Raw genomic sequence first — 26,555 nt, forward strand, 5'->3', positions numbered from 1 at the left:
ATGCAGTACCGGCGCGCGCGCAGGAAGTTCGACGAGGAGGTGGAGAACCCGGAGCGCTGGCTGATCTCGTATTCCGATTTCATCACGCTGCTGTTCGCGTTCTTCGTCGTCATGTATGCCGCCTCCTCGGTCAATATCGGCAAGTACAAGGTATTCTCGGACGCGCTGGGCGACGCTTTTGGCGGCGCCGGCGCGGCCAAGCCCATCACCACCCAGGTGCAGAACCTGCCCATCCCCAATCCCGGCCTGCGCCGGCGCACCGAATTGCTGCGCAAGGAAAAGGAGCACATGACCAAGCTGGCCCAGGATCTGCTGTCCACGCTGGCGCCGCTGGTCAAGGAAGGCAAGGTGCGGGTGACGCAGAACAGCCGCGGGGTCAGCGTGGAGATCAACGCCAGCGTGCTGTTCGATCCGGGCGACGCGCGCCTGACGGCCGAATCGACGGAAGCGCTGCGCGCCGTGGCCGTGCTGCTCAAGGATGACGGCCACGACGTGCAGGTGGAAGGGCATACGGACAACCAGCCCATCCGCAATACCCTATATCCCTCGAACTGGGAACTGTCATCCGTGCGCGCGGCCAGCGTGGTGCGGCTGTTCATCGACGCCGGCGTGGCGCCGACGCGGCTGACGGCCGTCGGCCACGCGGCCAATCATCCGGTGGCGTCCAACGCCTCGTCCGAGGGCCGGGCCCGCAACCGCCGGGTGGCCGTGACCATCCTGTCCGGCTTGCCCGATACGGTGACGGAATTGCCGACGCCGGCCATCAAGCCGCAATAAACGCGGAAAAAACGGGAACGCAAAAAGAGGACGGACCCCAATTTCGCATGGCGAAAATTGGGGTCCGTCCCCTTTTTTCTTTTTGGCTTAGCCGGCGAAGAAGCCGCGGCTGGTGGTGGAGGTGGTGGCGTGGCCGCTGGGACCGTAGAAGCTGCTGCTGGCGGCCGCGCGCGGGCGCAGCGCTTGCAGCGCGCCCTGGGTGTGGCTCATGTGCTTGTTGATCAGCATGCCGTTGATGCGGTTCAGTTCCTTCGCTTCGCGCGTCTGTTCCAGCAGGGTTTGCCACAGGGCGTGGTCGGCGCTGTCGCCGCGGGCGGCGATCCATTGCGTCATGCCCGCTTCCTGCGGCGCGTAGCCGGCCGCGCCCAGCGCGCCGTGGCGCTGGTTGGCCAGGCTGGCCATGCGGGCGACCAGGGCCGATTTTTCCGGCGTCAAAGCCGTCAAGCCGTCGATATGGGCGGCCACCAGATGCTGCTGTTCCTGCTTGAGCACGTCCAGCAGGGAAGTCATGAGGCGCTGTTCTTCGCGCAGCAGTGGCATCGGGTCGACGGTTTGCATGGTGAGTCCTAACGTTTCCTTGAATGCAGCAGATCCTTGACCGTGTCCAGCAGGCCGTCCGCCACTTTTTCCGAATTGACCTGGAACTGGCCGTCGGCGATGGCCAGCTTGATGCGTTCGACCTTTTTGGTGTCGAACACGGCGCTGCCGCCGCCGGCCGCACTGGCCGCCAATGCCTGGCCTTGCGGCGACAGGCGTACATTGTCCGTCGCGGCCGGCGTCGCGGCCGCCTTGTCGGCACCGCGGGCGTTGGACGCGCCCGCTGGCGACGTCGGCAGGCCGGGGGTGCTCTTGAGTGTATCGTTGATTTTCACAGCATCATCCTCGTCTGATCGGAGCCCAGGACTCCGGGATATGAGTCTATAACGGCGTCGCTTGAATAAACTTTAGCGCGTCTTGCCGCATAGAACCCATATTTCTTCAGAACGCGACTTCCACCAGACCGCCCGCCCTGGCGATCCCGCTAATTTGTTGCCCACCGGCAGTTCTCACTTGCACCACCTGGCCATCGCCGGCCGTGCTCACGGCGCGCGCCTCGGCCGAGACGGAAAACCCATTGCCGCTCGATACCAGCCGCACCAGCTGGCCCTGCTGCACCACGGGCCGGCTCTTGAGTGTGTCCAGCCGCAGCGGCGTGCCCGATGGCAGCGACACGTTGGCGTAGCGGCCCACCACCTGGGCCATGTCGGTCGCTATGCCCGGCGGCAAGGTTGTCAGGTCGCCCTGCACGGCCACCAGCTGGCCGGCTTCGATGGTCTGGCCCTGGGCCAGTGGCACGGCGCTGGCGATGTAGTCGGCCACCACGCTCACATTGGCCTGTACGTAGATGGTCCATTGCGGCGCCGCGCAGCGCACGCCCACCGTGGTCTTGCCCCAGGCCCGGCTGCCTGGCATCAGGAACGCTTGCGGCGCGGGGCAGGCGGGCAGGGCCATGCGGGCGTCGATCGCGCCCACGGTCACCCTGGCCTGGCCTGGCAGGCCGGCCGTTTGCGTCTGCAGGAACTGTTCCACGCTCTGGCGGATGGCGGCCGCGTCCTGGTGCCCCCCGTTCGCCTCGGCGGCACAGGCGCCCGCGGCGAGTAAGGTCAGCAACAAGGAGGTAATCAACGGTCGTTTCATGGCGTGGGCTTTCCTGGAATGGTGCCATGATAGTCCGGCCCGCCAGCGGGCAAGCCCGGAATAGGGCGGAAAAGCACAGCCTGATCGTGCGATTGCCGCCGGGCAAGCGGTCGTATGATGGCTCCTGTCATCACCCGTTCGTCCATGCCAGTCGCGCCGGACGCACACCTTGGAGCTTGTCATGTTAGGGAAACTCGACGATTACCTGCGCTTTCACGAAGCCGCGCTGAGCCTGCGCTCGCAGCGCCAGACGGTGCTCGCGTCCAACATCGCCAATGGCGACACCCCTAACTACAAGGCCCGCGACATCGACTTTTCCAGCGCGCTGCAAAACGCCCTGGCCGCCAGCGCCCCGGCGCCGTTGCGGACCACGGCCGCGCGCCACTATCCGGCCCCGGCCAAGGATGGCTCGGCCTTGCCCGATGGCACGCCCTTGCTGTACCGCGGCGTGGTGCAGGGCGCCGTGGACGGCAACACGGTCGACATGGATGTGGAGCGCAACCAGTTCGCCGACAACGGCCTGCGCTACGAGGCCGGCATCACGATGATCAACGCCCAGATCAAGGAAATGATGGCGGCCATTCAGGGAGGTAACTAATCATGTCGTCGCTGTTCAGTATTTTTAATGTTTCCGGTTCGGCCATGAGCGCCCAGGCCCAGCGCCTGAACGTGGTGGCCAGCAACCTGGCCAACGCCGACAGCGCCACCAGCGCCAGCGGCGAGGCCTACCGCGCCAAGCAGGTGGTGTTCGAAGCCACCCCGGCCACCGATGGCGGCGCCTCCACTGGCGTGCGGGTGCGCCAGGTGGTGGAGGATCCCTCGCCCATGAAACTCAAGTACGACCCCAAGAATCCGCTGGCCGACGAGAAGGGCTATGTGACCATGCCCAACGTCAACGTGGTCGATGAAATGGTCAACATGCTGTCGGCCTCGCGTTCCTACCAGACCAACGTGGAAACCATGAACGCGGCCAAGACCCTGTTGCTTAAAACCCTGACCATCGGCCAGTAAGCCAATTTTGAACCGAGGCTCCCATGTCCACCGCATCCACCGTACAAAGCAGCGCCGCGCCGTCGTCCGCCTTGCTCAACGCCGTCAATCCCAAGAAGGCGACGGCCACTGACAGCACCCAGGCCGACACCGACAAATTCATGACCCTGCTGGTGACCCAGCTGAAAAACCAGGATCCCCTGAACCCGCTCGATAACGCGCAAGTGACCAGCCAGCTGGCCCAGTTGTCGACGGTGACGGGCGTCAACAAGCTCAACACGACGCTCGAGTCGCTCAAGTCCAGCTACCAGTCCAGCGAGGCGATGCAGGCCACCAGCCTGATCAACCATGGCGTGCTGGCGCCGGGCAGCCAGATTACCCTGGCCGGCGGCAAGGCCGTGTTCGGCGTGGACCTGGCCACGGCCGCCGACACGGTGCAGATCGACGTCAAGAACAGCCGCGGCGCCGTGGTGCACAGCATCGCCATGAAAGGCGTGGACGTGGGTACCTTGCCGCTGGTGTGGGACGGCAAGCTCGACGATGGCACCACGGTCGCGCCGGACGGCAACTATACCTTTTCCGTCACGGCCACCACGGGCGGCCAGCCGCTCAAGGATGCCACCGCGCTCACCTTCGGCACGGTGGCCAGCGTGTCCACCGGCAGCGCCGGGGTCAAGCTCAACGTGCCCGCGATCGGCCAGCTGACCATGGCCGACATCAAACAAGTACTGTAAGGAGGTCGTTTCAACAAGCCCGTGGCGTCGTTGTGGCGCCTCGCCGTGCCAGCGCACTGTCTTCGCCGCCACGCCTCGCCACGGTCATTTTGAAACAACCTCAACGTTCAACCGGTTTTGTAAGCCACCTCATCAGATAGGGGAATACCATGTTCCAACAAGGACTCAGCGGCCTGAATGGCGCGTCTAAATCGCTCGACGTGATCGGCAACAACATCGCCAACGCCAGTACGGTAGGCTTCAAAGGTTCCCAGGCCCAGTTCGCCGACTTGTACGCCAACTCGCTCAACGGCGTGAGCGGCAACAACGCCGGTATCGGTGTGTCCGTGTCCCAGATCGCCCAGCAGTTCACCCAAGGCAATATCGAGACGAGCAACAACCCGCTCGACATCTCCATCAATGGTGGCGGCTTCTTCCGTACCACCACGACCGATGGCGCGATCCAGTATTCGCGTAATGGCCAGTTCCAGATGGACAAGAACGGCACCCTGATCAATGCCCAGGGCGCCCAGGTGACGGGCTACCTGACCAATTCCCAGGGCGTGATCCTGCAGGGCGCGCCCGTGCCCATCACCATCGATTCGTCCGACCTGACGCCGGTGGCCACCACCCAGGCCAACTTCTCGCTCAACCTCAATTCCAACACGCTGGCGCCCACCAAGGTACCGTTCGACGCCAACGATCCGCTCACCTACAACAAGCAGACCGTGCTGGACGTGTACGACAGCCTGGGCAACGCCCACACCATGTCGACCTACTACGTGAAGACGGGCGCCAACAACTGGGACGTGTACGCGGGCGTGGATGGCACCGAGATTACGGCCAAGGCCGTGGCCACCTCCATCCTGGCCGACCCCGGCGTGCAGGCGGCGCGCCTGCAATACCAGACCGACGTGAACGCCTTGCCGCCCGTGCAGGCCACCATCGACGCCGACGCGCTGGCCTACGCCCAGGCGGCCGGTCCCGTGATGGTGGCGGCGGCCACGGCCGCCGGCGCCAGCCAGGCCCAGATCGACGCGCTGACGGCCGCCTTCGACCCCGTCAACGGCGCCGGCACCAAGACCGGCACCAACCTGGACCAGATCGACGCCGCGCTGGCGGCCGCCGTCAGCGTGCCGGCCGTCAAGGTGGGCAGCCTGGTGTTCAACAACAACGGCGCGCTGAGCGCGGCCGCCATGGCCAACCTGCCCACCCCGCAAACGCTGCCGCTGACGATCAGCCTGCCCATCTTCCCGGACACGGGCTCGCTGCAGCCGCTGACCATCAAGGCCAACTGGGTCGGCACCACGCAGTACGGCAGCAGCACCAGCGAGAAGGCTTCGACCCAGGATGGTTATTCGTCGGGCCACCTGGAGCGCTTCGCGGCCGGCGCCGACGGCGTGATCCTGGGCCAGTACAGCAACGGCAAGTCGCGCCCGCTGGCGCAGGTGGTGCTGGCCAATTTCTCCAACGTCAACGGCCTCACGCCGCTGGGCAACAACGCCTGGGCCGAAAGCTCGAACTCGGGCGTGCCGCAGATCGGCGTGCCGGGCACGGGCAGCCTGGGCCAGTTGCGCGCCAGTTCGGTGGAAACCTCGAACGTGGACCTGACGGCCGAGCTGGTCAACATGATCACGGCCCAGCGCGTCTACCAGGCCAACGCCCAGACCATCAAGACCGAGGACTCGGTGCTGCAAACCCTGGTCAACCTGCGCTAAGCCTGGCTTGACGCCTAGGGCGCGGCCAGCCGGCCGCGCCCATCCCCTAACCGGAGTGACCGAACACCATGGACCGTCTCGTCTATACCGCCATGACTGGCGCGCGCCACGTGCTGGACCAGCAGGCCACCGTGTCGAACAACCTGGCCAACGCCACCACCACCGGCTTCCGGGCCCAGCTCGACGCGTTCCGGGCCGTGCCCGTGATGTCGGAAGGCTTGCCCACCCGCACCTTCGTGGTCGACACGACGGCCGGCGCCGACATGCGCGCCGGCCCGATCCAGACCACCGGCCGCGCGCTCGACGTGGCGCTGCGCGGCGAGGGCTGGATCGCCGTGCAATCGGCCGACGGTTCGGAAGCCTACACCCGCAACGGCAGCCTGAAGGTGAGCGAGAATGGCTTGCTGCAAACGTCCAGCGGCCAGACCTTGCAGGGCGACGGCGGCCCGATCGCCGTGCCGCCCGACACCACCGTGTCCATCGCCAGCGATGGCACGGTGAGCACCATCTCGACCGAATTCAAGCCGGGGCCGGCCAATGTGCTGGGTCGCATCAAGCTGGTCAATCCCGACCCCAAGGCCCTGGTGCGCGGCGACGACGGCCTGTTCCGCCTGAACAGCGGCGTGGCGGCCGACAACGACCCGTCCGTGCGCCTGGTCGATGGCGCGCTCGAAGGCAGCAATGTCAACGCCGTCGATTCCATGGTCAACATGATCAGCCTGGCGCGCCAGTTCGAGATGCAAATGAGCTTGCTGAAGAACGCCGAGAATAACGCCGCAAAAGCCACCCAGATCCTCGCTTTGAGTTGAGTGTTGCTCCTCCATAATGGTGGCATGGGATAAGCAGTGGTCGTACCGGCCGCTGCGCGCCAAGCGACTGGGAGAAGCACATGATACGTTCACTTTGGATTGCCAAGACTGGCATGGAGGCGCAGCAGACGCAGATGGACGTGACGTCCAATAATCTGGCCAACGTCAGCACCAACGGTTTCAAGAAATCGCGCGCCGTGTTCGAGGACTTGCTGTACCAGAATGTGCGCCAGCCGGGCGCCCAGTCGTCCCAGCAGACCAATTTGCCGTCGGGCATGCAGATCGGTACCGGCGTGCGGCCCGTGGCCGTGGAGCGCATCTTCACCCAGGGCAATCCGCAATCGACGGGCAACGACAAGGACCTGATGGTCAACGGCAACGGCTTCTTCAACGTGCTGCTGCCCGACGGCACCACGGCCTACACCCGCGACGGTTCCTTCCAGCGCGACAACAATGGCCAGATGGTCACCTCCAGCGGCTATGTGCTGCAGCCGGCCATCACCATCCCCGTCAACGCCACCAGCATCACCGTGGGCCGCGACGGCACCGTGTCCGTCACGCTGCCGGGCCAGACGGCGCCGTCGCAGATCGGCTCGATCCAGCTGTCGACCTTCATCAATCCCACCGGGCTCGAATCGAAGGGCGAGAACCTGTACGTGGAGACGGGCGCCTCGGGCAACGCGCAGACCAATACGCCCGGCACCAACGGCACCGGCTCCATCATGCAAGGCTACGTGGAAACGTCGAACGTGAGCGTGGTGGAGGAGATGGTCAATATGATCCAGACCCAGCGGGCCTACGAGATCAACAGCAAGGCCATCACCACTTCCGACCAGATGCTGCAAAAACTGACGCAGATGTAAGGACGCGCCATGAAAACCTACGCTCCCCTGGCTGTGATGTTGAGCGCGGCCGCGCTGGCCGGCTGCACCGCCATCCCCACCACCATCGTGCAGACGCCGCTGACTTCGCGTCCGCTGGCCGCCGAACAAACGGTGGCCAACAACGGCGCCATCTACCAGCCGGCCGCGTTCCGTCCCATCTTCGAGGACCGCCGCGCGCGCCACGTGGGCGATGTGCTGACCCTGGTCATCACGGAAAAAACCTCCGCCGTCAAGGCCGGCGCCAGCTCGGGCAACAAGTCCGGCAGCGTCAGCGCCAGCATTCCCCACCCGCTGCAAGGCACCTTCGGCGCCACGGCGGCCGCCAACAGCGCGAGCAAGTATGCGGACGGCGACAACCAGTCGGCCAGCAATACCTTCACGGGCACGATGGGCGTGACGGTGGTCGAAGTGCTGGCCAACGGCAACCTGATCGTGGCCGGCGAAAAGCAGATCGCCATGAACAAGGGCACGGAATTCATCCGCTTCTCCGGCATGGTCAATCCCGACAACATCGCCACCGGCAACACGGTGGCCTCCACGGCCGTGGCCGACGCGCGCGTCGAGTACCGCACCAACAGCCAGATCGACCGCGCTGAAATGACGTCGATGGCGTCGCGCTTCTTCCAGAGCTTGCTGCCATTCTGATCATGAACACTTTCTCCCTTATTCGCCGCGCCGCCACCGTGCTGGGCTTGTGCGCCGCCGTGCTGGCCGCGCCGCTGGCCAGCGCCGAACGCCTGAAGGACCTGGTCAGCATCGCCGGCGTGCGCCAGAACCAGCTGATCGGCTATGGCCTCGTCGTGGGCCTGGACGGCAGCGGCGACCAGACCACGCAAACCCCGTTCACGGTGCAAAGCGTGGTCTCCATGCTGCAGCAGCTGGGCGTGAACTTGCCGGCTGCCTCCAGCCTGCAACTGAAGAACGTGGCGGCCGTCATGGTCACGGCTTCGCTGCCGCCGTTCGCCCAGCCGGGCCAGACGCTGGACATCACGGTCTCGTCCATGGGCAACGCCAAGAGCTTGCGCGGCGGCACCTTGCTGATGACGCCGCTCAAGGGCGCCGATGGCCAGGTCTACGGCATGGCCCAGGGCAATGTGCTGGTGGGCGGCGTGGGCGTGGCTGCCGGCGGCAATTCGCTGCAGGTCAACCACCTGAGCGTGGGCAAGATTTCCGGTGGCGCCACCGTGGAGCGGGCCGTGGCCTCGGCGCTGGGCGAGAACAACATGATCAAGCTCGAGCTCAACAACACGGATTTCTCGACGGCCAGCCGCATCGTCGAGGCCATCAACGATAAATACGGCCCCGGCATCGCCTACGCGCTCGACGGTCGCGTGATCCGGGTGCAGGCGCCCAGCAGCAGCGACCAGCGCGTGAGCTTCATCGGCACCTTGCAGGAGATGCAGGTGAACCCGGCCGAGCAGCCGGCCAAGGTGATCATGAACGCCCGCACGGGCTCGGTGGTGATGAACCGGGCCGTCACGCTCGACACCTGCGCCATTTCGCACGGCAACCTGTCGATCGCCGTCACGGCCGAGCCCCAGGTGAGCCAGCCCAATGCCTTGTCGGGCGGGCGCACCACCGTGACCCAGAACACCCAGGTCGATATCAAGAAGGACAGCGGCAAGGTGATGCTGGTCAAGGGCGGCGCCTCGCTGGCCGATGTGGTCAAGGCGCTCAACGCGATCGGCGCCACGCCGCAAGACTTGCTGGCCATCCTGCAGGCGATGAAGGCGGCCGGCGCCCTGCGGGCCGAGCTGGAAATCATTTAAGGACATGCCCATGAACACCCAGAACGACCTGACCGGCAAGCTGGCGCTCGACGTGCAGGGCATGGGCGCGCTGCGCCAGTCGGCCAAGGCCGGCTCGCCGGAGGCGCTGAAAAGCGCGGCCACCCAGTTCGAGGCCATGTTCGTCAACATGATGATGAAGAGCATGCGCGACGCCACGCCCCAGGATGGCATGCTCGACAGCCAGCAGAGCAAGATGTTTACCACCATGCTGGACCAGCAGACCAGCCAGAGCATCGCCAAGAAAGGCATCGGCCTGGCCGACGTGCTGATCCGTCAACTGTCGCAGCAAGCCAGCAACACCCAGGCGCTGGCCATCGGCGGCGACGGCGCGGCCACGGACGGCTCCACCACGGCCGCGCCCGCGCCCACCAGCCGTTTCGACCCGGCCCTGCTGCAGCGGGCCATCGCGGCCGCCGGCGGGGCCGGCGCGCCGGCCAGTGCCAGCGGCACCGATGGCACGGCGGACGTGGCCAAGGGCGGCGCCCCGTCCCACGTGCGCAGCTTCCAGGCCAGGCTGGGCGCGCACGCCGAGGAAGCGAGCCGCGCCACCGGCATCCCGGCCAAGTTCATGCTGGGCCAGGCGGCGCTCGAGAGCGGCTGGGGCAAGCGCGAGATCAAGGGCCGCGACGGCAGCAACAGCCACAACCTGTTCGGCATCAAGGCCGGCCCCGACTGGAAGGGCAAGGTGGCCGAGGCCGTCACCACGGAATATGTCAATGGCAAGGCCCAGACCCGCGTCGAGCGCTTCCGCGCCTACGACAGCTATGCCGACAGCTTCAAGGATTACGCCAAATTGTTGGCCAGTAATCCCCGCTACGAGAAAGTGCTGGCCAGCGCCGGCGACGCCAGCAGCTTCGCCCAGGGCTTGCAGCGGGCCGGCTACGCCACCGACCCCCATTACGCCCGCAAGCTGACCAACATCATCAAGCATTCGCTGGTCGGCTGACGGCATGGCGGCGGCCCGGTTCAAGTTTTGCGCCGCACCGCCGTAAATTAACCACACAGAGCGTTAGAACACATCATGTCCCTACTGAGCATCGGAAAAAGCGGTTTATTGGCGGCCCAGGTCGGTTTGTCGACCACTGGCAACAATATTACCAACGCCAGCGTGGCCGGCTACAGCCGCCAGGTGGCGATCCAGTCCGACACGGGCACCCAGGACATGGGCTTCGGCTTCGTCGGCACCGGCACCGAGGTGGTCCAGGTCAAGCGCTATTACGACGACTTCCTGAACAACCAGCTGCGCGGGGCGGAAACCAATAAGGCTTCGCTGGACACCTACTATGCGCAAGTCAGCCAGATCGACAACCTGCTGGCCGATCCCACGGCCGGCCTGTCGCCGGCCATGCAGGATTTCTTCAACGGTGTGCACGACGCCGCCTCCAATCCGGCCTCGGCCGCGTCGCGCCAGGCCATGCTGTCCTCCGCCGATTCGCTGGCGGGCCGCTTCCAGGGCTTGAGCGCGCGGCTGTCGGAGATCGGCGATGGCGTGAACAGCCAGATCACGTCCACCGTCACCCAGATCAACTCCTACGCCAGCCAGATCGCGCAGCTGAACGACAGCATTTCCGGCCTCAGCAGCGATCCGTCCAAGGCCCCCAACGACTTGCTCGACCACCGCGATCAGTTGTTGACGGAATTGAACAAGCTGGTCAAGACCACCGTCATTCCTGGCGACAATCACATGTTGACCGTGTCGATCGGTACTGGCCAGCCGCTGGTGGTGGGCAATCATAATTACAACCTGGCCACCACCACCTCGCCCACCGACGTCACCCGCGTGACGGTGGGCTACCAGACCGGCAGCGTGGTCAGCGCCTTGCCCGAGAGCGTGTTCGCCGGCGGCCAGCTGGGCGGCCTGCTGGACTTTCGCAGTGGCGCGCTGGACAAGGCGCAAAACGAGCTGGGCCAGGTAGCGGCCGGCCTGGTCACCGCGTTCAACCAGCAGCACCACCTGGGCCAGGACCAGAACGGCGCCATGGGCGGCGACTTCTTCGCGCCGATCCAGGCCTCGGTGGCGGCCAGCACCCGCAATTCGCCGCTCAGCACGGCCAGCGTGACGGCCGTCGTGTCGGACGCCAGCGCGCTCACGGCCAGCGATTACAGTGTCGATTACGACGGCACCAATTTGTACGTGACCCGCCAGTCCGACGGCAGCAAGACCCAGATCAATCCGTTCCCGCAGACGGGGCCGCAAACCATCGACGGCGTCGATTACACCATCACGGGCGCGCCCCAGCCGGGCGACGACTTCCTGGTGCGGCCCACGGTCAACGCGGCCGCCAGCGTCAAGGTGGTGCTGACGGACCGCACCAAGGTGGCGCTGGCCGCGCCCATCGCCACGGCCGCGCCCACCACCAATGCCGGCACGGCCAAGATCAGCGCCGGCAGTGTGGATGTCAACTACCTTACGCCGGGCAACGCGCTGACGGCGCCGCTGACGCTGAGCTACAACAAGGCGGCCAATGCCCTGTCCGGCTTCCCGCCCACGCAGGACGTGACGGTGACCGTCAACGGCGTGCCCACCGTGTACCCGGCCGGCACGCCGTCCATCCCGTACACGGATGGCGCCAGCATCAGTTTCGGCGGCGTCAGTTTCTCCATCAGCGGCGCGCCGGCTGACAATGACAGCTTCACGGTCGGCCCCAACACGGCCGGCGTGGGCGACAACCGCAACGGCCAGTTGCTGGCCGGCTTGCAGACCAAGAACGTGCTCGATGGCGGCAACGCCACGTTCCAGTCCTCGTACGCGCAAATGGTCAACTTCGTGGGCAACAAGACGCGCGAAGCGCAGATCAGCGGCCAGGCCAGCGACGCGGCCGTGCAGCAGGCCACCAACGCCCAGCAAAGCGTGTCGGGCGTCAACCTGGACGAGGAAGCGGCCAACCTGCTGCGTTACCAGCAGGCTTACCAGGCGTGCGGCAAGGTGATGCAGGTGGCCGGGCAGTTGTTCGACGTGCTGATGAACATACGCTAAGCAATTTTTGACGGGATAGCATCATGAACATGCGCATCAGTTCCAAGACGATCTACGACATCGGCGTCAACCAGATCGGCACCCTGCAGACGGCGCTGGCGCGCACCCAGCAGCAATTGTCCACCGGCCGCAAGAACCTGACGGCGGCCGACGATCCGATCGCCACCGCGCGCGCGCTCGAGGTGACGCAGTCGCAGGGCATCAACACCCAGCTGGTGACCAACCGCCAGAACGCCAAGAGCGGGCTGTCGCAGGAGGAAGTGGCGCTGGCCAGCACCACCAGCCTGCTGCAGGACGTCAAGACGCTGACGGTGAACGCCGGCAATGGCTCGATGACGCAGAAGGACCGCGAATCGCTGGCCGTGGAGCTGGAAGGCCGGCTCACCGACCTGCTGGGCATCGCCAACACGGCCGATGGCGCCGGCGGCTACCTGTTCTCCGGCTACAAGTCGACCACCTTGCCGTTCACCCAGACGGCCACGGGCGCGGCCTACCAGGGCGACCAGGGCCAGCGTGAGCTGCAGGTCGGTTCGACCCGCAAACTGGCCGTCAGCGATTCCGGTTCGGCCGTGTTCGAAAACAATGTGAACGGCAATGGCACCTTCGTCACGGGCGCCGATCCGGGCAACTACGGGCGTGGCGGCAGCGGCATCATTTCGCCCGGTTCCGTCAAGGATCCGACCCAGCTCACGGGCCACCAGTACCAGATCGATTTCGCCGTCACCCCGGCCACGCCGGGCACGCCGAGCGTGACCACCTACACCGTCACCGACGTGACCCTGAACCAGCCGGTGCCGCCGGCCCCCGTGCCGGCCACGCCGATACCCTATGTCAGCGGGCAGAACATCACGTTCGACGGCATGCAGTTCGACATCAAGGGCGCGCCGGCCGACCAGGACAAGTTCACGGTCCAGCCGTCCACCAAGGAATCCATCTTCACCACGCTGACCGACCTGATCGGCGCGTTGCGCGCGCCCGGCGACGGCGCGGCCGGCCAGGCCAGCCTGACCAACAAGCTCACCCAAGCCAACAACAATATCGATAACGCGCTCGACAACGTGTTGTCGGTACGGGCGTCCGTCGGTTCGCGCCTGAAGGAGCTCGATTACCTCGACAGCGCCGGCGACGACCTGAACCTGCAATACGCCAGCACGCTGTCGGACTTGCAGGATGTGGACACGGTCAAGGCCATTTCCTCGTTCACCCAGCAGCAGATCAACCTGGACGCGGCGCAGAAGTCGTTCAAGACGCTGTCGGGCCTGTCCCTGTTCAACTACATCAGCTGAGACGGCGCCGGACGGCGCGACGGGCGTGCAGCACCAGGCGGGGCCGGCGACGGCCCCGCTTTTTCTGCTGGGGGCGGCATTCGTGCACGGGCGCGGCTGTGGCACCCCGCCGTCCGTGTTGCGTCCGCAAGGGAGTGACTCCAGCGCCGGTGATGCGCCCGCAAGGGACTGACCCCGGCGCCGGTGATGCGTCCGCAAGGGACTGACCCCGGCGCCGCACCGTCGCGCCTGGCCCGGGCGGCTGAACCGCAGGGTCTGTCCCCCAGCCCGCGGCCGGGATGCACCGGGGACAGACCCCGCTACGCCGCCGGCCTCGATCCGGGCCGCTGTGCGCGGGTCAGTCCCCTACGCCGCGGGCCGGACGCCCACGATACGATGTGGGCAGACCCCGTCGCTTATTTGCTGGCCAGGAAGGTGGTGATGGCCAGCCTGCGCTGCCAGTCCTCGCGTCCCAGCTCGGCCGGCGCGGCCGGCTGGCCGCTGTTGACGGCAGCGAACTGCTGCAACTGGCGGGCCAGGTCGGCCACGCTGGCCGCCACCGTGGCCGCGGCGGGCGCAGTCTGCGCCTCGCCGGCCGTGAAGCCGAGCTGGCCCGTGCCGGGCGTCACGGCTTGCTGGCCGAAGCTGGCGATCGCGTGCGTGAGCGCGCTCACGTGAGCGCTCAGCGGCGCCTGCATGGCCGGCCGGTCCGTGAGGAACCACACATCGGCCAACTGGCCGCTGCTGCCATCGCTGCGCTGGAAGCTGGCCGTCAGCCCGGTCCAGTTGCCCTGGTCGTTGACGCTGGTCTTGTGGGCCGTCACGTCCAGGCTGGTCACGCCCACCTGGGCCAGCGTCTTGAGCTCGGCGCTGGTGCTCACGCCATCGGCGTTGGCATCCACCCACACCCGCAATTCACCGAACAGGGCGTCGCTGGCGTTGACGACGCCGTCATGGTTGCTGTCGAGCCCGGACAGGGCGGCGAAGCCGTCGCTGGCGCGGCTGCCGTCGGCGCGCACGGTGGCGGTGCCGAACAGCTCGCTGCCGCTGTCGATCTTGCCGTCGCCGTTACGGTCCAGCACCAGCAAGCCGTCCGTGGGGGCGACCCAGCCGGTGGCCAGCTTGCTGCCGGTGCCGTACAGGTCGAACTGCACGCCGGCCGTGATCGACAGGGTGTGCACGCCGTCGCCATTCAAGTCGAGGATCAGCGGGCTGCCCAGCGGCAGCGCGGCCAGCTGGTCGGCCGTCAGCACGGCCGTCTGGTCGGTCGTCAGCGCGCACACCTGGGTCGACGAGAACGCGGCCAGTTCGCCATTGCCAAGCGACATCATCTGATTCGTCGTCAAGGCCTTGATCTGGGCCAGCTTGAGCGAGCGGACTTGCTGCGTGCTCAGGTTGCTGATCTGGGCCGTCGTCATGGCGGCGATCTGGTCCGTCGTGAGGGCGGCCAGCTGGTAGGTCTTGAGGGCGCGCACGGCGTTGGCGTCGAGCGCGTCGATCTGGTCGGAATTGAGCACCGTCAGCGCGCGGGTCGTCAATGCGCCGAGCTGGTCCGAGTTCAGGCCGTTGAGCTGGGTGGTGGTCATGCCCGACAGCGACGCCGGCCCCAGGCTGGCCAGCTGTTGCGTGCTCATGCCGTCGATCAGGGCGCTGTCCATGGCGTTGACCTGGTCCGACGTGAGGCCGCTGATCTGGGTGGTGGTGAACACGGACAGCGAACCGAGCGCCGAGAACTGGTCGGTGTTCAAGCCGCGGATCTGGGCCGAGCTGAGCATGGACAAGGACTTGGTGGAGAGGGCCGTGATCTGGTCCGTCGTCAGCGCGCCGATCTGGGCCGTCTTGAGCGACAGCAATTGCAGCGTGGTCAGCGCGGCCAGGTCGGCCGCCGGCAAGTAGGGCAACTGGTCGCTGGTCAGCGCCACCAGCGACCCCAGGTTGATGCCGCGTACCTGGGCCGTGGTCAGGGCCATCAGCTGGTCGCTGGTCAGCGCGACGATCTGCTTGCTGCTCAGGGCCGCGATCTGGCTGGTCTTGAGCGTGGCGAAATGGGTGGCGTCGATGGCCGGCAGCTGGTCGGAGCTGAGCGCGCCGATCTGCAGCGTGGTCAGCGGTGCCAGGCTGGCCAGCGCGTTGATCTGGTCCGTCGTCAGCGCGCGCAGCTGGAGCGTGGCCAGACTGGCCACTTCCTGGCTCGTCAGGTTGCCCAGCTGGTCGCTGGTCAGGCTGGCCACCTCGGCCGTGCGCAAGGCGTTCAGTTGCAGCGTCGTCAAGGCCCGCAGGTCGGCGATGGTCAGCGCCTGCAACTGGTCCGTGTTCAGGCTGGCGATCACGGACGTGCTCAGGCTGCGCGCCTGGGCCGTCGTCAGGCCGGCGATCTGGTCGGTCGTCAGGTACTGGATCTGGCGGCTGGTCAGGGCCGCGATCTGGCTGGTCTTGAGCGTGACCAGGTGGGCCACGTCGATCGCGGCCAGCTGGTCGCTGGTGAGCGCGGCCACCTGGGCGCTGCCGAAGCCGGCCAGGCTGCTCAGCCCGGTCAACTGGTCGGTGGTCAGGGCCCGCACCTGGGCCGTCGTCAGCGCGCCGATCTCGGCCGAGGTGAACGCGCCCAGCTGGTCGGTGCTCAGCACGGCCACCTGGTCGGTCGTGAGGGCGGCCACTTGCACCGTCTTCAGGCCGGCCAGGTCGGCCAGTTCCATGGCCGCGATCTGGTCCGTCGTCAGCGCGCGCAGCGTGGCCGTGCTGATGGCTTGCCACTGGGGCACCGTCAGCGCGACGATCTCGTGCGTCGTCAGGGCCGGCGCCTGGCGGCTGGTCATGGCGGCCAGCTGCACCGAGGTCAGCGCGGCCAGCTGGGTGTCGTCGAGCGCGGCCAGGCGGTCCGTGGGCAGGGCCGCGAACTGGGCCGTGCCATACGCGGCCAGCGAGCCGAGCAGGGCGAACTGGGTGGCATCGAGGAAGCTGATCTGCAGCGGCGTCAGGGCCGCCACCTCGGAGGTGGTCAAGGCCGCCAGCTGGTCAGTGGTGATGGCGGCCAGCTGGTCGGAATTGAAGGCGCGGATCTGGTCGGTGCGCATGGCGGCCAGGTCGCCCGGTTCGATGGCGCTGAACTGGGCCGGCAGCAGGTTGGCGATGGCGCGCGTGGACAGGGCCCGCACCTGGGCCGGCGTCAGGGCCACCAGCTGGTCGGTGTTGAGGCTGTCCGCTTGCAGGTAGCTGAGGGCGGCGATGGCGGCCGTGCTCAGCGCGCCGATCTGGTCGGTGTTGATGACGGCCAGCTGGTCGGTCGTCAGCGCGCCCACCTGGGCCGTCCTGAGCGCGGCCAGGTCGGCCGGCGCCAGCGCGGCGATCTGGGCGGTCGTGAGGGCGGCGATGGCCTTGCTCGACAGCGAAGCGAACTGGGCCGTGAGCAGGGCCGCGATCTGGTCCGTCGTCAGGCTCGGTACTTGCACGTTGCTCAGCGCGGCGATCTGGCCGGTCTTGAGCGTGGCCAGCTGGCCCGGCGCGATGGCGGCCACCTGGTCGCTGGTGAGCGCGGCCACCTGGGCCGTCGTCAGGCTGCGCAGCGCGGCCAGGGCCGCGATCTGCTGGGTCGTCAGGGCCGGGATCTGGCTCGTTTTCAGGGCGGCGAGCTCGACGGTGGTGAGCGTGGCCACCTGGTCGGTGGTCAGCGCCTGCAACTGGTCGCTGCCCAGCGCGGCCACTTGGGCCGTTTTCAGGTAGGCCACGTCGCCCGGTTCGATGTAGGGGATCTGGTCGGTGGTGAGGGCGCGCACGGCGGCCGTCGACAACGCGCCCAGCTGGGGGCCGGTGAGGGCGATCAACTGGTCGCTGGTCAGCACGGCCGCCTGCACGGCCGTCAGCGCCGCCAATTGGCGCGTTGACAGCAGGCCCAGGTCGTCCGTCGTGATGGCCACGATGCGGTCGGTGGACATGGCCGCGATCTGGGCCGTGTTGTAGTCGGCCAGGTTGCCCAGCGAGTTGAGCTGGGCGTTCGACAGCACCGACAACTGGGTCACCGTGAAGGCGTTGATGGAGGCGCTGCCCAGGGCGTGGAGCTGGCTGGTCAGCAGGGCCGCCATCTGGTCCGTCGTCAGCGCCTGCAGCTGCGCCGTGCCCAGGGCGCGCAGGTCGAGCGGCTCGATCGCCTCGATCTGGTCCGTGTTCAGGCGCGCCAGCGTGTGGCTGTCCATGGCGCGCAGCTGGGCTGACGACAGCAGCACGATCTGGTCGGTCGTCAGGCCGGCCGCCTGCATGCTGCTCATGGCGGCGATCTGGCTGGTCTTCATGGCGGCCAGGTCGGCGTTGGTCAGCGTGCTGACCTGGTCGCTGGTGAGGGCGCGGATCTGTTCCGTGCCCAGCGGCGCCAGGCTGCTGAGCGCGTCGATCTGGGCGCTGGTGAGCACGTTGATCTGGTTGCTGGCCAGGGCGCGGATCTCGGCCGTCGTCAGGTCGCCGTACTGGGCCAGCGTGAGCGCGCCCAGCTGGGTGCTGGTCAGGCCAGGGACCTGGCTGGTCTTGAGTACGGCCACGGCCGCGTCGAGGGCCACCAGCTGGTCCGTCGTCAGCGCGCCCAGCACGGAATTGGACAGGCTGCGCAACTGGGCCGAGGTGAGGGCGATGACCTGGTCGGTGGTCAGGAACCCGATCTGCTGCGAGCTGAACGCGGCGATCTGGCTGGTCTTCATGGCCGCCACCTGGGCCGGCGTGAGGGCGGCGATCTGGTCGCTGTTCATGCCGGCGATCTGCAGCGAACTGAGGCCGGCCAGCGAGGTCAGCGCGGCCAGCTGGGCCGTGCTGAGCGCGTTCAACTGGCGCGAACCGAGGGCGCCGATTTCCTGCGAACTGAAGTTGGCCAGCTGGGCCGTCGTCAGGCCGGCCACCTGGGCCGTCGTCAGGCCGGCCACCTGGGCCGTCGTCAGGGCCCGGATGTCGGCCACTTCGATCGCGGCCAGCTGGTCGGTGCCAAGCGCGGCCAGGGTGGCGGCCGTCAGGCTGCGCACCTGGGCGCTGGTGAGGGCGATGATCTGGTCGCTGGTGAGCGCGCCCACCTGGGCCGAGGTGAGGCCGGCGATCTGGCTGGTCTTCAGGGTCGGGATGCGGGCCGCCGCCAGGCTGGCGATCTGGTCGGTGGTGAGGGCGGCGATCTGGCGGCTGCCCAGCGGCGCCAGCGTGGCGAAGCTGGCGATCTGGTCGGTGGACAGACCGGCGATCTGGCGCGTCGTCAAGGCCGCGATGTCGGCCGTGCTCAAGGTGGCGAACTGGTCGGTAGTGAGGGCCGCCATCTGGTCCGTCGTCAGGGCCGCCACCTGGCTGGTCTTGAGGGCGGCGATGTCGGCCAGTTCGATGGCCGCCACCTGGTCGGTCGTCAGGGCGGCCAGCTGGGTCGGCGTCAAGGCGCGGAACTGGGCCGACGTCAGCCACACGATCTCGGCCGTCGTGAGGGCGGCCACCTGGTCGCTGGTGAGGGCGGCCACTTGCACGGTCGTCAAGCCGGTCAGCGCGGCCAGCGACAGCGAGGCGATCTGGTCGGTCGTGAGGGCAGCGATGGCGGCCGTCGAGAACGAGGCCAGCGTGGCCAGCGCGGCCAGCTGGCTGCTGCTCAGGGCCGCTTTCTGGACCGGCGTGAGGGCGGCGATTTCCTGGGTGCTCAGGGCGCCCATCTGGGCCGTGCTCAGGGCGGCGATCTGGTCGGTCGTCAGCGCGGCCAGCTGGGCGGTGCGCAGGTTGGCCATTTCCAGCGGCGTTAAGGCCGCCACCTGGTCCGTCGTCAGCGACGGGATGGCCTGCGTGCCCAGCGCCCGCAGCAGCGTGCTGCTCAAGGCCCGCAACTGGTCGGTGGTGAGCGCGGCCAGCTGGTCGCTGTTCAAGGCGGCCATCTGGCTGCTCTTGAGGGCGTTCAAGTCCACCGTGTTGAGCGTGGCCAGCTGGTCGGTGGTGAAGGCGGCCAACTGGCGCGTGGTGAAGGCGGCCAGCGCGGCCGCGCTCAGGCCGTCGAGCTGGGTGCTGCTCAGGTTGGCCACTTGCAGCGTGGTCAAGGACGCCACCTCGGCCGTGGTCAGCGCGGCCAGCTGGTTGCTGTGCAGCGCGGCCAGCTGGTCCGTGCCCAGCGCGGCCACCTGGCGCGTGCTCAGCGCCACCAGGTCGCCGATGCGGATGGCGCCGATCTGGTCGCTGTTGAGGGCGGCGATGGCGCTGGTGGACAGGGCCCGGATCTGGGCCGTGGCCAGCACGCCGATCTGGTCGGTCGTCAAGCCCGGCATTTGCAGGCTGCCCAGGGCGGCGATCTGGCTGCTGAGCAAACTGGCGAAGTCGGCCGTGCTCATCGTGGCCAGCTGGTCGGTGCTGAGCGAGGCGATCTGCTTGCTGCTCAAGCCCGTCAAGCCCGTCAGCGCGATGATCTGGTCGCTGCTGAGCGCCTGCACCTGGTCCGTGGTCAGTGCCCGGATTTCGGCCGAGGTGAACGCGGCCAGCTGGGCCGTCGTCATGGCGACGATCTGACTGGTGCTCAGGCTGGCCAGCTGGCTGGTCTTGAGGTAGGGGATGTCGCGCGTTTCGATGGCGGCGATGCTGTCGGTCGACAACTGGGCCAGGGTGGCCGTGGCCAGCGCCTGCAACTGGGCGCTGCCCAGTGCCACGATCTGGTCCGTGCCCAGCGCCAGGGCCTGGTCGCTGGTCAGGGCGGCGATCTGGCGCGTTTGCAGCGCGGCCACGTCGGCCGTGTTCAGGGTGGCCACCTGGTCCGTGCTCAGGGCCTGGATCTGGCGCGTGGTCAGGGCCGTCAGGGTCTTCAGGGCGTCCAGCTGGCTGCTCGACAGGGCGGCCACCTGGTCAGTGGTGAGGGCGGCCGTCTCGGCCGAGGTCAGGGCCGCCGCCTGCGCCGTCGTCAGCGCGGCGATCTGGTCCGTGCTCAGCTTGTTGAGCTGGTTGCTGGCCAGCGCCGCCACGTCGCGCGTTTCGATCGCCGCCACCTGGTCGGTGGTGAGGGCGGCCATGGCGTCCGAATTCAGGGCCCGCCACTGGGCCGTGCTGAGCGCGACGATCTGGTCCGTGTTGAGGGCGCGGATCTGGTCGGAATTGAGCACGGCCAGCTGGGCGGCGGCCAGCGTGCCCAGGCTGCGGGTGGACAGGCTGGCCAGCTGGTCGGTCGTGAAGGCGCCGATCTGGCGGCTCGACAGGCCGGCCAGCGAGCTCAGCGCGCCCAGCTGGTCGGTGGTCAAGGCGCCGATCTGGTCCGTCGTCAGCCCGGCGATGGTGGCGCTGCCCAGGGCGGCGAACTGGGCCGTCGTGAGGGCGGCCAGGTGGTCGGTGGCCAGGCCCGCCAGTTGCGTCGAGCGCAGCGCCGTGATGTCGCGCGTCTCGATCTGGCCGATCTGGTCCGTCGTCAGCAGGTTCAGGGTGGCCGTCGGCAGGCTGCCCACCTGGGCCGCCGTCAGGGCGATCAACTGGTCGCTGGTCAGGGCCACCAGCTGCGGGCCGTTCAGGGCCGCCAGCTGGCTGCTGCCAAGGGCGGCCACGGCGCGCGTTTCCAGCGTGGCCACCTGGTCGGTGGTGAGCACGCCGATCTGGGCACTGCCCAGCGGCGCCAGTGACGGCAAGGCGGCGAGCTGGTCGCTGCTCAGCACGGGCAGCAAGTCAGTGCGGAGCGCGGCCAGGTCGGCGCTGCTCAGGGCGGCCATCTGGGCCGTCGTCACGGCCGTCAGCTGGGCCGTCGTCAGGGCATTGATCTGGCGCGTGTCGAGCACGGCGAAGTCGCGCGTCTCCAGCGCCGCCACCTGGTCGGTGGTCAGCAGGGACAGGCTGGCCGTGTTCAGTGCGCCCACCTGCAGCGAGGACAGGGCCACGATCTGGTCCGTCGTCAGCGCGTCGAGCTGGAAGTCTTGCAAGGCTGCCAGTTGCAGGCTGTTCAGGCTGGCAACCTGACGGGTCGCCATGGTGGCCAGCTGGTCCGTCGTGAGCACTTGCATCTGGGCCGAACCGAGCGGGGCGAGCGAACTGAGGGCGGCGATCTGGTCGCTGCTGAGCAGGGGAATCTGGTCCGTCGTCAGGGCCGCCACCTCGTTGCTGCGCAAGGCGGCGCTTTGCTGGGTGGTCAGCGCCACCACCTGGATCGCCGTCAGGGCGGCCACCTGGGCGCTGTTCAGCCAGACCAGATCACGCGTCTCGATGGCCGCCAGCTGGTCGGTCGACAGGCCGGCCAGGCTCTGGGTGGCCAGGCTGGCTACCTGGGTCGTGTTCAGGCCCGCCACCTGGTCGGTGGTCAGGGCCAGCAACTGGGCCGGGGTGAGGGCGTTGATCTGGCTGGTCAGCAGCTGGGCCACGGCGCTCGTGGCCAGCGACGTCAGCTGGTCGCTGCCCAGGGCGGCGATGGCCACCGTGTTCAAGGCGCGCAGCTGGACCGAATTCATGGCGGCCAGCTGGTCGCTGGACAGGCCGGCGGCCTGGTCCGAGCCCAGCACGGCCACCTGGTTCGTTTGCAAGGCCCGCACGTCATCGGTGCGCAAGGCCGCCACCTGGCTGGACACGAGCGCGCGCAACTGGTCGCTGCGCAGGGCCTGGGTTTCGGCCGTGGTCAGGACCGGCAGCTGGTCGGTGCGCAAGGCTGTCGTCTGGGCGGTGCTCAGTCCCCCTACTTGCTGGGGCAGCAGGGTGGGTAACTGGTCGGTGGTGAGCGCGGCGATATTGTCCGTGCTCAGCGCCAGCAACTGGGTGCTGGTGAGCAGGCGCAACTGGCTGCTGCTCAGCACTTGCAGCTGGTCCGAGTTCAGGGCCTGCATGTCCTCGGTCGACAATAGGGCGATCTGATCGCTGCGCAAGGCGGCGATCTGGTCAGTCGTAAAGTCAGTGATGATAGACGTCATGCCGCTTCTCCCGGTATTCTCCATGATACTATTTTGCTTGCCTCATGGAAACCTAATTGTCGTGTCTGGCTATTGATTTTCGCTATGGCCGCGGTGGCGGCGCCAACGGCGATGTTGGCGTCCTGACCACGTCGTGCCGTTGCGACCACGTGCGCGGCATGAGCCGGGCCCGTTCAATACCTTCCAAAAACAGGTTCTGCATGGGTGTCGCCAGGTAGGGGAGAGACATGGCGACGACCAGCAGACCTACACCCAAGGTGACCGGAAATCCGATCCCGAACAAATTCAGTTGCGGCGCGGCCCGTGTCAGGATGCCCAGCGCCACGTTGGTAATCAGTAAAGCGGCCACGATCGGCAGCGACAGCTGCACCCCGGTGCTGAAGATGATGGCGCCCCAGTCGGCCAGCTGCTTGAAGCCGCCGCCATACAGGGGCCGGGCCGACACGGGCAGGCTGCTGAAACTCTCCACCAGGGCCGACAGCAGCACGTGATGGGCGTTGACGGCCAAAAAACCCATGGTGGCCACCAGCGCCAGGAACTGGCTGATGGCCGACGAGCGGCCCTGGGTGTTGGGGTCGAAGAACGTGGCGAACCCCAGGCCCATGGTCAGGCTGCTGATCTCGCCCGCCATTTCCACGGCCGCGAACACGATGCGGATGGCAAAGCCCATCGCCAGCCCCACCAGCAACTCCTGCGCCAGGATCAGCAGCCCGGCCAGCGACAGCGGATCGGTGGCCGGCAGCGCCGGCACGGCCGGCGCCACGATCAGCGCCAGCAGCACGCCCAGCCCCACCTTGACGCTGACGGGCACGGCCGAATTGCCAAACACGGGCGCGGCCGCGATCAAGCCCAGGATGCGCGTGAGCGGCCACAGCAGCGCGGCGATCCACGTGTTCATCTCGGCCGTGGTCAGCGTGATCATGCGCCACCGCCCGCGCTCAGGATCGGCATGGCGGCCTCAACCCACGAGGCCCGGGATGCCGCCGAACACTTCGCGCATGTAATCGAGCATCACGGCCAGCATCCACGGCCCGGCCACCACCAGCGCGACAAAAATGCCGACCAGCTTGGGGATGAACGACAGCGTGGCCTCGTTGATCTGGGTGGCGGCCTGGAAAATGCTCACCACCAGGCCGATGATCAGGGCCACCAGCAGCAGCGGGGCGGCGATCATCAAGGTCACCTCCATCGCGTGGCGGCCCATGGTCATGACGGATTCCGGAGTCATCGCGGCGCCTCGTCAGTAAAAACTCTGGGACAGCGAGCCCAGCAGCAACTGCCAGCCATCGACCAGCACGAACAGCATCAGCTTGAACGGCAGCGAAATGACGGCCGGCGACATCATCATCATGCCCATCGACATCAGCACCGACGCCACCACCATGTCGATGATGAGGAAGGGGATGAAGATGGCGAAACCGATCTGGAACGCCGTCTTCAGTTCGCTGGTGACGAAGGCCGGGATCAGGACCCGCAGCGGCACGTCCTCCGGTCCCTGCAGGGCCGGGGTGCGCGACAGCTTGACGAACAGGGCCAGGTCAGCCTGGCGCGTCTGCTTCATCATGAAATCCTTGAGCGGGGCCACGCCCTTGTCCATCGCCTGTCCCATGGTGATCTTGTTTTCCTGCAAAGGCTGGTAGGCTTCCGTATAAATCCGGTCGAACACGGGGCCCATCACGAACAGGGTCAGGAACAGGGCCAGCCCCACCATCACCTGGTTCGGGGGCGCCGACTGGGTGCCCATGGCCTGGCGCAGCAGCGACAGCACGATGATGATGCGGGTGAAGCTGGTCATCATCAGCAGCGCGGCCGGGATGAACGACAGCGCCGTCATCAGCAGCATGGTCTGGATCGGCAGCGTGTAGCTGGTGCCGCCGCCCGGCGCCGGGCTGCTGATGAAGGCCGGGATGCCCGGTTCGGCCGCCGCCCACAGCGGCAGGGCCAGGGCGGCCAGGGTGAGCAGCCACTTGCAGGCCGTGGCCGGCGTCAGGCCGCCTTGCTTATTTACCATTACGTTTATCTATCGTGTGTTTGAGCCACTCGGCGAACTGGGCGCCGGGCAGGGCGGGCGTGGCCACGGCGTCGTCGGCCGGGTCGTGCGGCTGGCGCGGCATGGTGGCCAGCGCGTTCATGCGGCCAGGCGAGGCGCCCACCACGATCCACTGTTCGCCCACTTCCACCACCAGGATGCGTTCGCGCGCGCCCACGCTGAGCGCACCCACCAGGCGCACATGGGCGCCGCCGGTGATGGTCTTGGGACCGAAGCGCTTGAGCAGCCAGGCCGCGCCCACCAGCAGGGCCAGCACGAAACCGAGCGCGAAGATGCTTTGCAGCAGGCCGCCCGTGGGCGACGGGGCCGGCGCCGGCAAGGTCATGGCCGGCAATGGCGCCGGACGGGGGGGCAAGGTGGCGGCGGGGCCGGGCGCTGGCGTGGCCGCGTCGGGCGCCGCTGGCTGGCTGGCCGCGGCCGCAGCGCCGATGGCCGCTGTGGCTGGCGTGGCCGGCGTGGCCGGCGCTGGCGTCGCCACCGTGGCTGCGGTGGCTGCGGTGGCTGGGGCCGCCGGTGCGGCGCCGATGGTGCCCGACACGCTGCGCTGGGCCTGCGCCGGAGCGGCGGCCAGCGCCGCCAACAGCAGGCCTAGGAGGAGGGCAGGTTTCATTTATTTATTGAGTTTGCGTATGCGTTCGGACGGCGTGATGATGTCGGTCAGGCGGATACCGAACTTGTCGTTCACCACCACCACCTCGCCCTGGGCGATCAGGCAGCCGTTCACGAGCACGTCCATCGGCTCGCCGGCCAGGCCGTCCAGTTCCACCACCGAACCCTGGGCCAGTTGCAGCAGATTCTTGATGGCGATCTTGGTGCGCCCCAGTTCCACCGTCAGCTGGACCGGGATATCGAGGATGAAATCGATATCGTTGTGGGTTTCCGTCTTGCTTTGTTGTTTGGAAAAATCCTGGAACACGGCGGCCGTGGCGGCCTGCTGGTTCTGCAGCGCCTCGGCCTCGGCCTTGGCCTGCTCGGCGATCGCGGCGCCCCAATCGTCATCCAAGCTTTGATCGTCTTGATTATCCGACATGTTTCTCTCCTGTGTAGCTAGGGTCGCTGGACCACTTATTTGATGTTATCGGCATTGGCCAGCAATTTCTCAACCTTGAGCGCGTATTGTCCGTTCAATACGCCGTAACTGCAATCCATGACGGGCACGCCATCGACCGTGGCCGAGATCATTTCCGGGATGTTCAGGGGGATGATGTCGCCCACCCGCATGTTGAGGATTTCATCAAACGACACGCGGGCCGTGCCCAGCGAGGCCACCAGTTCCACTTCCGCGATCTGGATCTGCTGCGTCATCAAACGGATCCAGCGCTTGTCCACTTCCAGCGCCTCGCCCTGCAGGCTGGAGGTGAGCGCGTCGCGGATCGGCTCGATCATGGAGTAGGGCATGCAGAAGTGGATCTGGCCCGACACGGAACCCAGTTCCACCGTGAAGGTGGACGCTACCACCACCTCGTTGGGGGTGGCGATGTTGGCGAACTGGGTGTTCATCTCGGAACGGATGTATTCGAACTCGACCGGGTAGACCGGCTCCCACGACTTGGTGTAAGCCTCGAACACGATGTCGAGGATGCGCAGGATGATGCGCTGCTCGGTCTGGGTGAAATCGCGGCCCTCGACCCGGGTGTGGAAGCGGCCATCGCCGCCGAACAGGTTATCGACCAGCAGGAACACCAGGCCCGGATCGAACACCATCAGGGCCGTGCCGCGCAGCGGCTTCATGTGCACCAGGTTGAGGTTGGTGGGCACCACCAGGTTGCGGATGAACTCGCTGTACTTGGACACCCGCACCGAGCCGACCGACACTTCGGCGCTGCGGCGCAGGAAATTGAACAGGCCGACGCGCAACAGGCGCGCGAAGCGCTCGTTGATGATCTCCAGCGTAGGCATCCGGCCGCGCACGATGCGCTCCTGGGTTGCCAGGTTGTAGGTTCTGACTCCCGCGACTTCTTCCGGCGCCTGCGCGTCGTCCTGATCGCCGTTGACGCCCTTTAACAGGGCATCGACTTCTTCCTGGGAGAGAAAATTATCGGCCATG

22 protein-coding genes are annotated in these 26,555 nt (G+C 67.1%); 12 read left to right on the top strand and 10 right to left on the bottom strand.

The window, feature by feature from the left end:
* Positions 1–777, top strand: coding sequence for a flagellar motor protein MotD (gene motD, locus H3H36_RS09075; RefSeq protein ID WP_182216492.1), 777 nt, complete (start codon positions 1–3; stop codon positions 775–777).
* 87 nt (positions 778–864) lie between these two features.
* Here the strand turns inward: motD and H3H36_RS09080 are convergent, their stop codons facing one another.
* From H3H36_RS09080 to flgA, 3 genes are all read right to left on the bottom strand, one after another.
* Positions 865–1,335 (bottom strand): flagellar protein FlgN, encoded by a 471-nt coding sequence (locus H3H36_RS09080; RefSeq protein ID WP_182216494.1) that lies wholly within the window; start codon positions 1,333–1,335, stop codon positions 865–867.
* 8 nt (positions 1,336–1,343) lie between these two features.
* Positions 1,344–1,649 carry a flagellar biosynthesis anti-sigma factor FlgM gene (flgM, locus tag H3H36_RS09085; protein ID WP_182216497.1) on the bottom strand — a complete coding sequence of 102 codons (306 nt, stop codon included), beginning with the start codon at positions 1,647–1,649 and terminating at the stop codon, positions 1,344–1,346.
* A gap of 106 nt (positions 1,650–1,755) precedes the next feature.
* Complete coding sequence (gene flgA / locus H3H36_RS09090; protein WP_182216500.1) at positions 1,756–2,454, bottom strand: flagellar basal body P-ring formation chaperone FlgA; 699 nt, start codon at positions 2,452–2,454, stop codon at positions 1,756–1,758.
* Positions 2,455–2,635: 181 nt separating this feature from the next.
* On the opposite strand from flgA, the gene flgB reads away from it, so the two are divergent.
* From flgB to flgL, 11 genes are all read left to right on the top strand, one after another.
* Positions 2,636–3,052 carry a flagellar basal body rod protein FlgB gene (gene flgB / locus H3H36_RS09095; protein ID WP_182216503.1) on the top strand — a complete coding sequence of 139 codons (417 nt, stop codon included), beginning with the start codon at positions 2,636–2,638 and terminating at the stop codon, positions 3,050–3,052.
* 2 nt (positions 3,053–3,054) lie between these two features.
* Positions 3,055–3,465, top strand: a complete 411-nt coding sequence (flgC, locus tag H3H36_RS09100; RefSeq protein ID WP_182216506.1) for a flagellar basal body rod protein FlgC — start codon at positions 3,055–3,057, stop codon at positions 3,463–3,465.
* Between the two features lie 23 nt (positions 3,466–3,488).
* A complete protein-coding gene (locus tag H3H36_RS09105) occupies positions 3,489–4,178 on the top strand; it encodes a flagellar hook assembly protein FlgD (protein ID WP_182216509.1) in 690 nt (229 codons plus the stop codon).
* A 149-nt stretch (positions 4,179–4,327) separates the two neighbouring features.
* The gene (locus tag H3H36_RS09110) at positions 4,328–5,875 is read left to right on the top strand and encodes a flagellar hook protein FlgE (protein WP_182216511.1); all 1,548 of its coding nucleotides are present in this window, start codon (positions 4,328–4,330) and stop codon (positions 5,873–5,875) included.
* A 68-nt stretch (positions 5,876–5,943) separates the two neighbouring features.
* Positions 5,944–6,684 carry a flagellar basal-body rod protein FlgF gene (gene flgF, locus H3H36_RS09115; RefSeq protein ID WP_182216514.1) on the top strand — a complete coding sequence of 247 codons (741 nt, stop codon included), beginning with the start codon at positions 5,944–5,946 and terminating at the stop codon, positions 6,682–6,684.
* Positions 6,685–6,764: 80 nt separating this feature from the next.
* Positions 6,765–7,547: a flagellar basal-body rod protein FlgG gene (gene flgG / locus H3H36_RS09120; RefSeq protein ID WP_182216516.1), complete on the top strand. Its 783-nt coding sequence runs from the start codon at positions 6,765–6,767 to the stop codon at positions 7,545–7,547.
* A 9-nt stretch (positions 7,548–7,556) separates the two neighbouring features.
* The gene (locus tag H3H36_RS09125; RefSeq protein ID WP_182216517.1) at positions 7,557–8,213 is read left to right on the top strand and encodes a flagellar basal body L-ring protein FlgH; all 657 of its coding nucleotides are present in this window, start codon (positions 7,557–7,559) and stop codon (positions 8,211–8,213) included.
* Between the two features lie 2 nt (positions 8,214–8,215).
* On the top strand, positions 8,216–9,337 hold the full coding sequence (locus H3H36_RS09130) for a flagellar basal body P-ring protein FlgI (protein WP_229219826.1): 1,122 nt from the start codon (positions 8,216–8,218) through the stop codon (positions 9,335–9,337).
* Positions 9,338–9,347: 10 nt separating this feature from the next.
* Complete coding sequence (gene flgJ, locus H3H36_RS09135) at positions 9,348–10,304, top strand: flagellar assembly peptidoglycan hydrolase FlgJ (RefSeq protein WP_182216519.1); 957 nt, start codon at positions 9,348–9,350, stop codon at positions 10,302–10,304.
* Positions 10,305–10,379: 75 nt separating this feature from the next.
* Positions 10,380–12,335 carry a flagellar hook-associated protein FlgK gene (gene flgK, locus H3H36_RS09140; RefSeq protein ID WP_182216522.1) on the top strand — a complete coding sequence of 652 codons (1,956 nt, stop codon included), beginning with the start codon at positions 10,380–10,382 and terminating at the stop codon, positions 12,333–12,335.
* 23 nt (positions 12,336–12,358) lie between these two features.
* Entirely contained in the window at positions 12,359–13,621 is a 1,263-nt protein-coding gene (flgL, locus tag H3H36_RS09145; protein ID WP_229219827.1) for a flagellar hook-associated protein FlgL, read from the top strand.
* 395 nt (positions 13,622–14,016) lie between these two features.
* Here the strand turns inward: flgL and H3H36_RS09150 are convergent, their stop codons facing one another.
* The 7 genes from H3H36_RS09150 to fliM form a co-directional block, all read right to left on the bottom strand.
* Entirely contained in the window at positions 14,017–22,458 is an 8,442-nt protein-coding gene (locus tag H3H36_RS09150; protein WP_182216524.1) for an SPM autocatalytic domain-containing protein, read from the bottom strand.
* Positions 22,459–22,540: 82 nt separating this feature from the next.
* A complete protein-coding gene (fliR, locus tag H3H36_RS09155; RefSeq protein WP_182216527.1) occupies positions 22,541–23,380 on the bottom strand; it encodes a flagellar biosynthetic protein FliR in 840 nt (279 codons plus the stop codon).
* Between the two features lie 36 nt (positions 23,381–23,416).
* Positions 23,417–23,686 carry a flagellar biosynthesis protein FliQ gene (fliQ, locus tag H3H36_RS09160; protein ID WP_182167720.1) on the bottom strand — a complete coding sequence of 90 codons (270 nt, stop codon included), beginning with the start codon at positions 23,684–23,686 and terminating at the stop codon, positions 23,417–23,419.
* A 12-nt stretch (positions 23,687–23,698) separates the two neighbouring features.
* Positions 23,699–24,469, bottom strand: coding sequence for a flagellar type III secretion system pore protein FliP (gene fliP / locus H3H36_RS09165; RefSeq protein WP_182216530.1), 771 nt, complete (start codon positions 24,467–24,469; stop codon positions 23,699–23,701).
* On the bottom strand, positions 24,459–25,118 hold the full coding sequence (gene fliO / locus H3H36_RS09170; protein ID WP_182216532.1) for a flagellar biosynthetic protein FliO: 660 nt from the start codon (positions 25,116–25,118) through the stop codon (positions 24,459–24,461). The genes fliP and fliO overlap by 11 nt, the downstream gene beginning before the upstream one ends.
* The gene (gene fliN / locus H3H36_RS09175) at positions 25,119–25,538 is read right to left on the bottom strand and encodes a flagellar motor switch protein FliN (protein WP_182167765.1); all 420 of its coding nucleotides are present in this window, start codon (positions 25,536–25,538) and stop codon (positions 25,119–25,121) included.
* 35 nt (positions 25,539–25,573) lie between these two features.
* The gene (gene fliM / locus H3H36_RS09180) at positions 25,574–26,554 is read right to left on the bottom strand and encodes a flagellar motor switch protein FliM (RefSeq protein ID WP_182152224.1); all 981 of its coding nucleotides are present in this window, start codon (positions 26,552–26,554) and stop codon (positions 25,574–25,576) included.
* Position 26,555 lies beyond the last annotated feature (1 nt).

This window comes from Rugamonas fusca (assembly GCF_014042365.1).
Classification (GTDB): Bacteria; Pseudomonadota; Gammaproteobacteria; order Burkholderiales; family Burkholderiaceae_D; genus Rugamonas; species Rugamonas fusca.

Bases quoted from the DNA above. Each gene is read 5' to 3' on its own strand.
- fliM (WP_182152224.1), bottom strand. From the start codon at position 26,554: ATGGCCGATAATTTTCTCTCCCAGGAAGAAGTCGATGCCCTGTTAAAG.
- flgL (WP_229219827.1), top strand. From the start codon at position 12,359: ATGAACATGCGCATCAGTTCCAAGACGATCTACGACATCGGCGTCAAC.
- flgK (WP_182216522.1), top strand. From the start codon at position 10,380: ATGTCCCTACTGAGCATCGGAAAAAGCGGTTTATTGGCGGCCCAGGTC.
- fliR (WP_182216527.1), bottom strand. From the start codon at position 23,380: ATGATCACGCTGACCACGGCCGAGATGAACACGTGGATCGCCGCGCTG.
- fliP (WP_182216530.1), bottom strand. From the start codon at position 24,469: ATGGTAAATAAGCAAGGCGGCCTGACGCCGGCCACGGCCTGCAAGTGG.
- fliN (WP_182167765.1), bottom strand. From the start codon at position 25,538: ATGTCGGATAATCAAGACGATCAAAGCTTGGATGACGATTGGGGCGCC.
- motD (WP_182216492.1), top strand. From the start codon at position 1: ATGCAGTACCGGCGCGCGCGCAGGAAGTTCGACGAGGAGGTGGAGAAC.
- H3H36_RS09110 (WP_182216511.1), top strand. From the start codon at position 4,328: ATGTTCCAACAAGGACTCAGCGGCCTGAATGGCGCGTCTAAATCGCTC.
- flgB (WP_182216503.1), top strand. From the start codon at position 2,636: ATGTTAGGGAAACTCGACGATTACCTGCGCTTTCACGAAGCCGCGCTG.
- flgC (WP_182216506.1), top strand. From the start codon at position 3,055: ATGTCGTCGCTGTTCAGTATTTTTAATGTTTCCGGTTCGGCCATGAGC.
- H3H36_RS09080 (WP_182216494.1), bottom strand. From the start codon at position 1,335: ATGCAAACCGTCGACCCGATGCCACTGCTGCGCGAAGAACAGCGCCTC.
- fliQ (WP_182167720.1), bottom strand. From the start codon at position 23,686: ATGACTCCGGAATCCGTCATGACCATGGGCCGCCACGCGATGGAGGTG.
- flgJ (WP_182216519.1), top strand. From the start codon at position 9,348: ATGAACACCCAGAACGACCTGACCGGCAAGCTGGCGCTCGACGTGCAG.
- fliO (WP_182216532.1), bottom strand. From the start codon at position 25,118: ATGAAACCTGCCCTCCTCCTAGGCCTGCTGTTGGCGGCGCTGGCCGCC.
- flgA (WP_182216500.1), bottom strand. From the start codon at position 2,454: ATGAAACGACCGTTGATTACCTCCTTGTTGCTGACCTTACTCGCCGCG.
- H3H36_RS09105 (WP_182216509.1), top strand. From the start codon at position 3,489: ATGTCCACCGCATCCACCGTACAAAGCAGCGCCGCGCCGTCGTCCGCC.
- flgG (WP_182216516.1), top strand. From the start codon at position 6,765: ATGATACGTTCACTTTGGATTGCCAAGACTGGCATGGAGGCGCAGCAG.
- H3H36_RS09130 (WP_229219826.1), top strand. From the start codon at position 8,216: ATGAACACTTTCTCCCTTATTCGCCGCGCCGCCACCGTGCTGGGCTTG.
- H3H36_RS09150 (WP_182216524.1), bottom strand. From the start codon at position 22,458: ATGACGTCTATCATCACTGACTTTACGACTGACCAGATCGCCGCCTTG.
- flgF (WP_182216514.1), top strand. From the start codon at position 5,944: ATGGACCGTCTCGTCTATACCGCCATGACTGGCGCGCGCCACGTGCTG.
- H3H36_RS09125 (WP_182216517.1), top strand. From the start codon at position 7,557: ATGAAAACCTACGCTCCCCTGGCTGTGATGTTGAGCGCGGCCGCGCTG.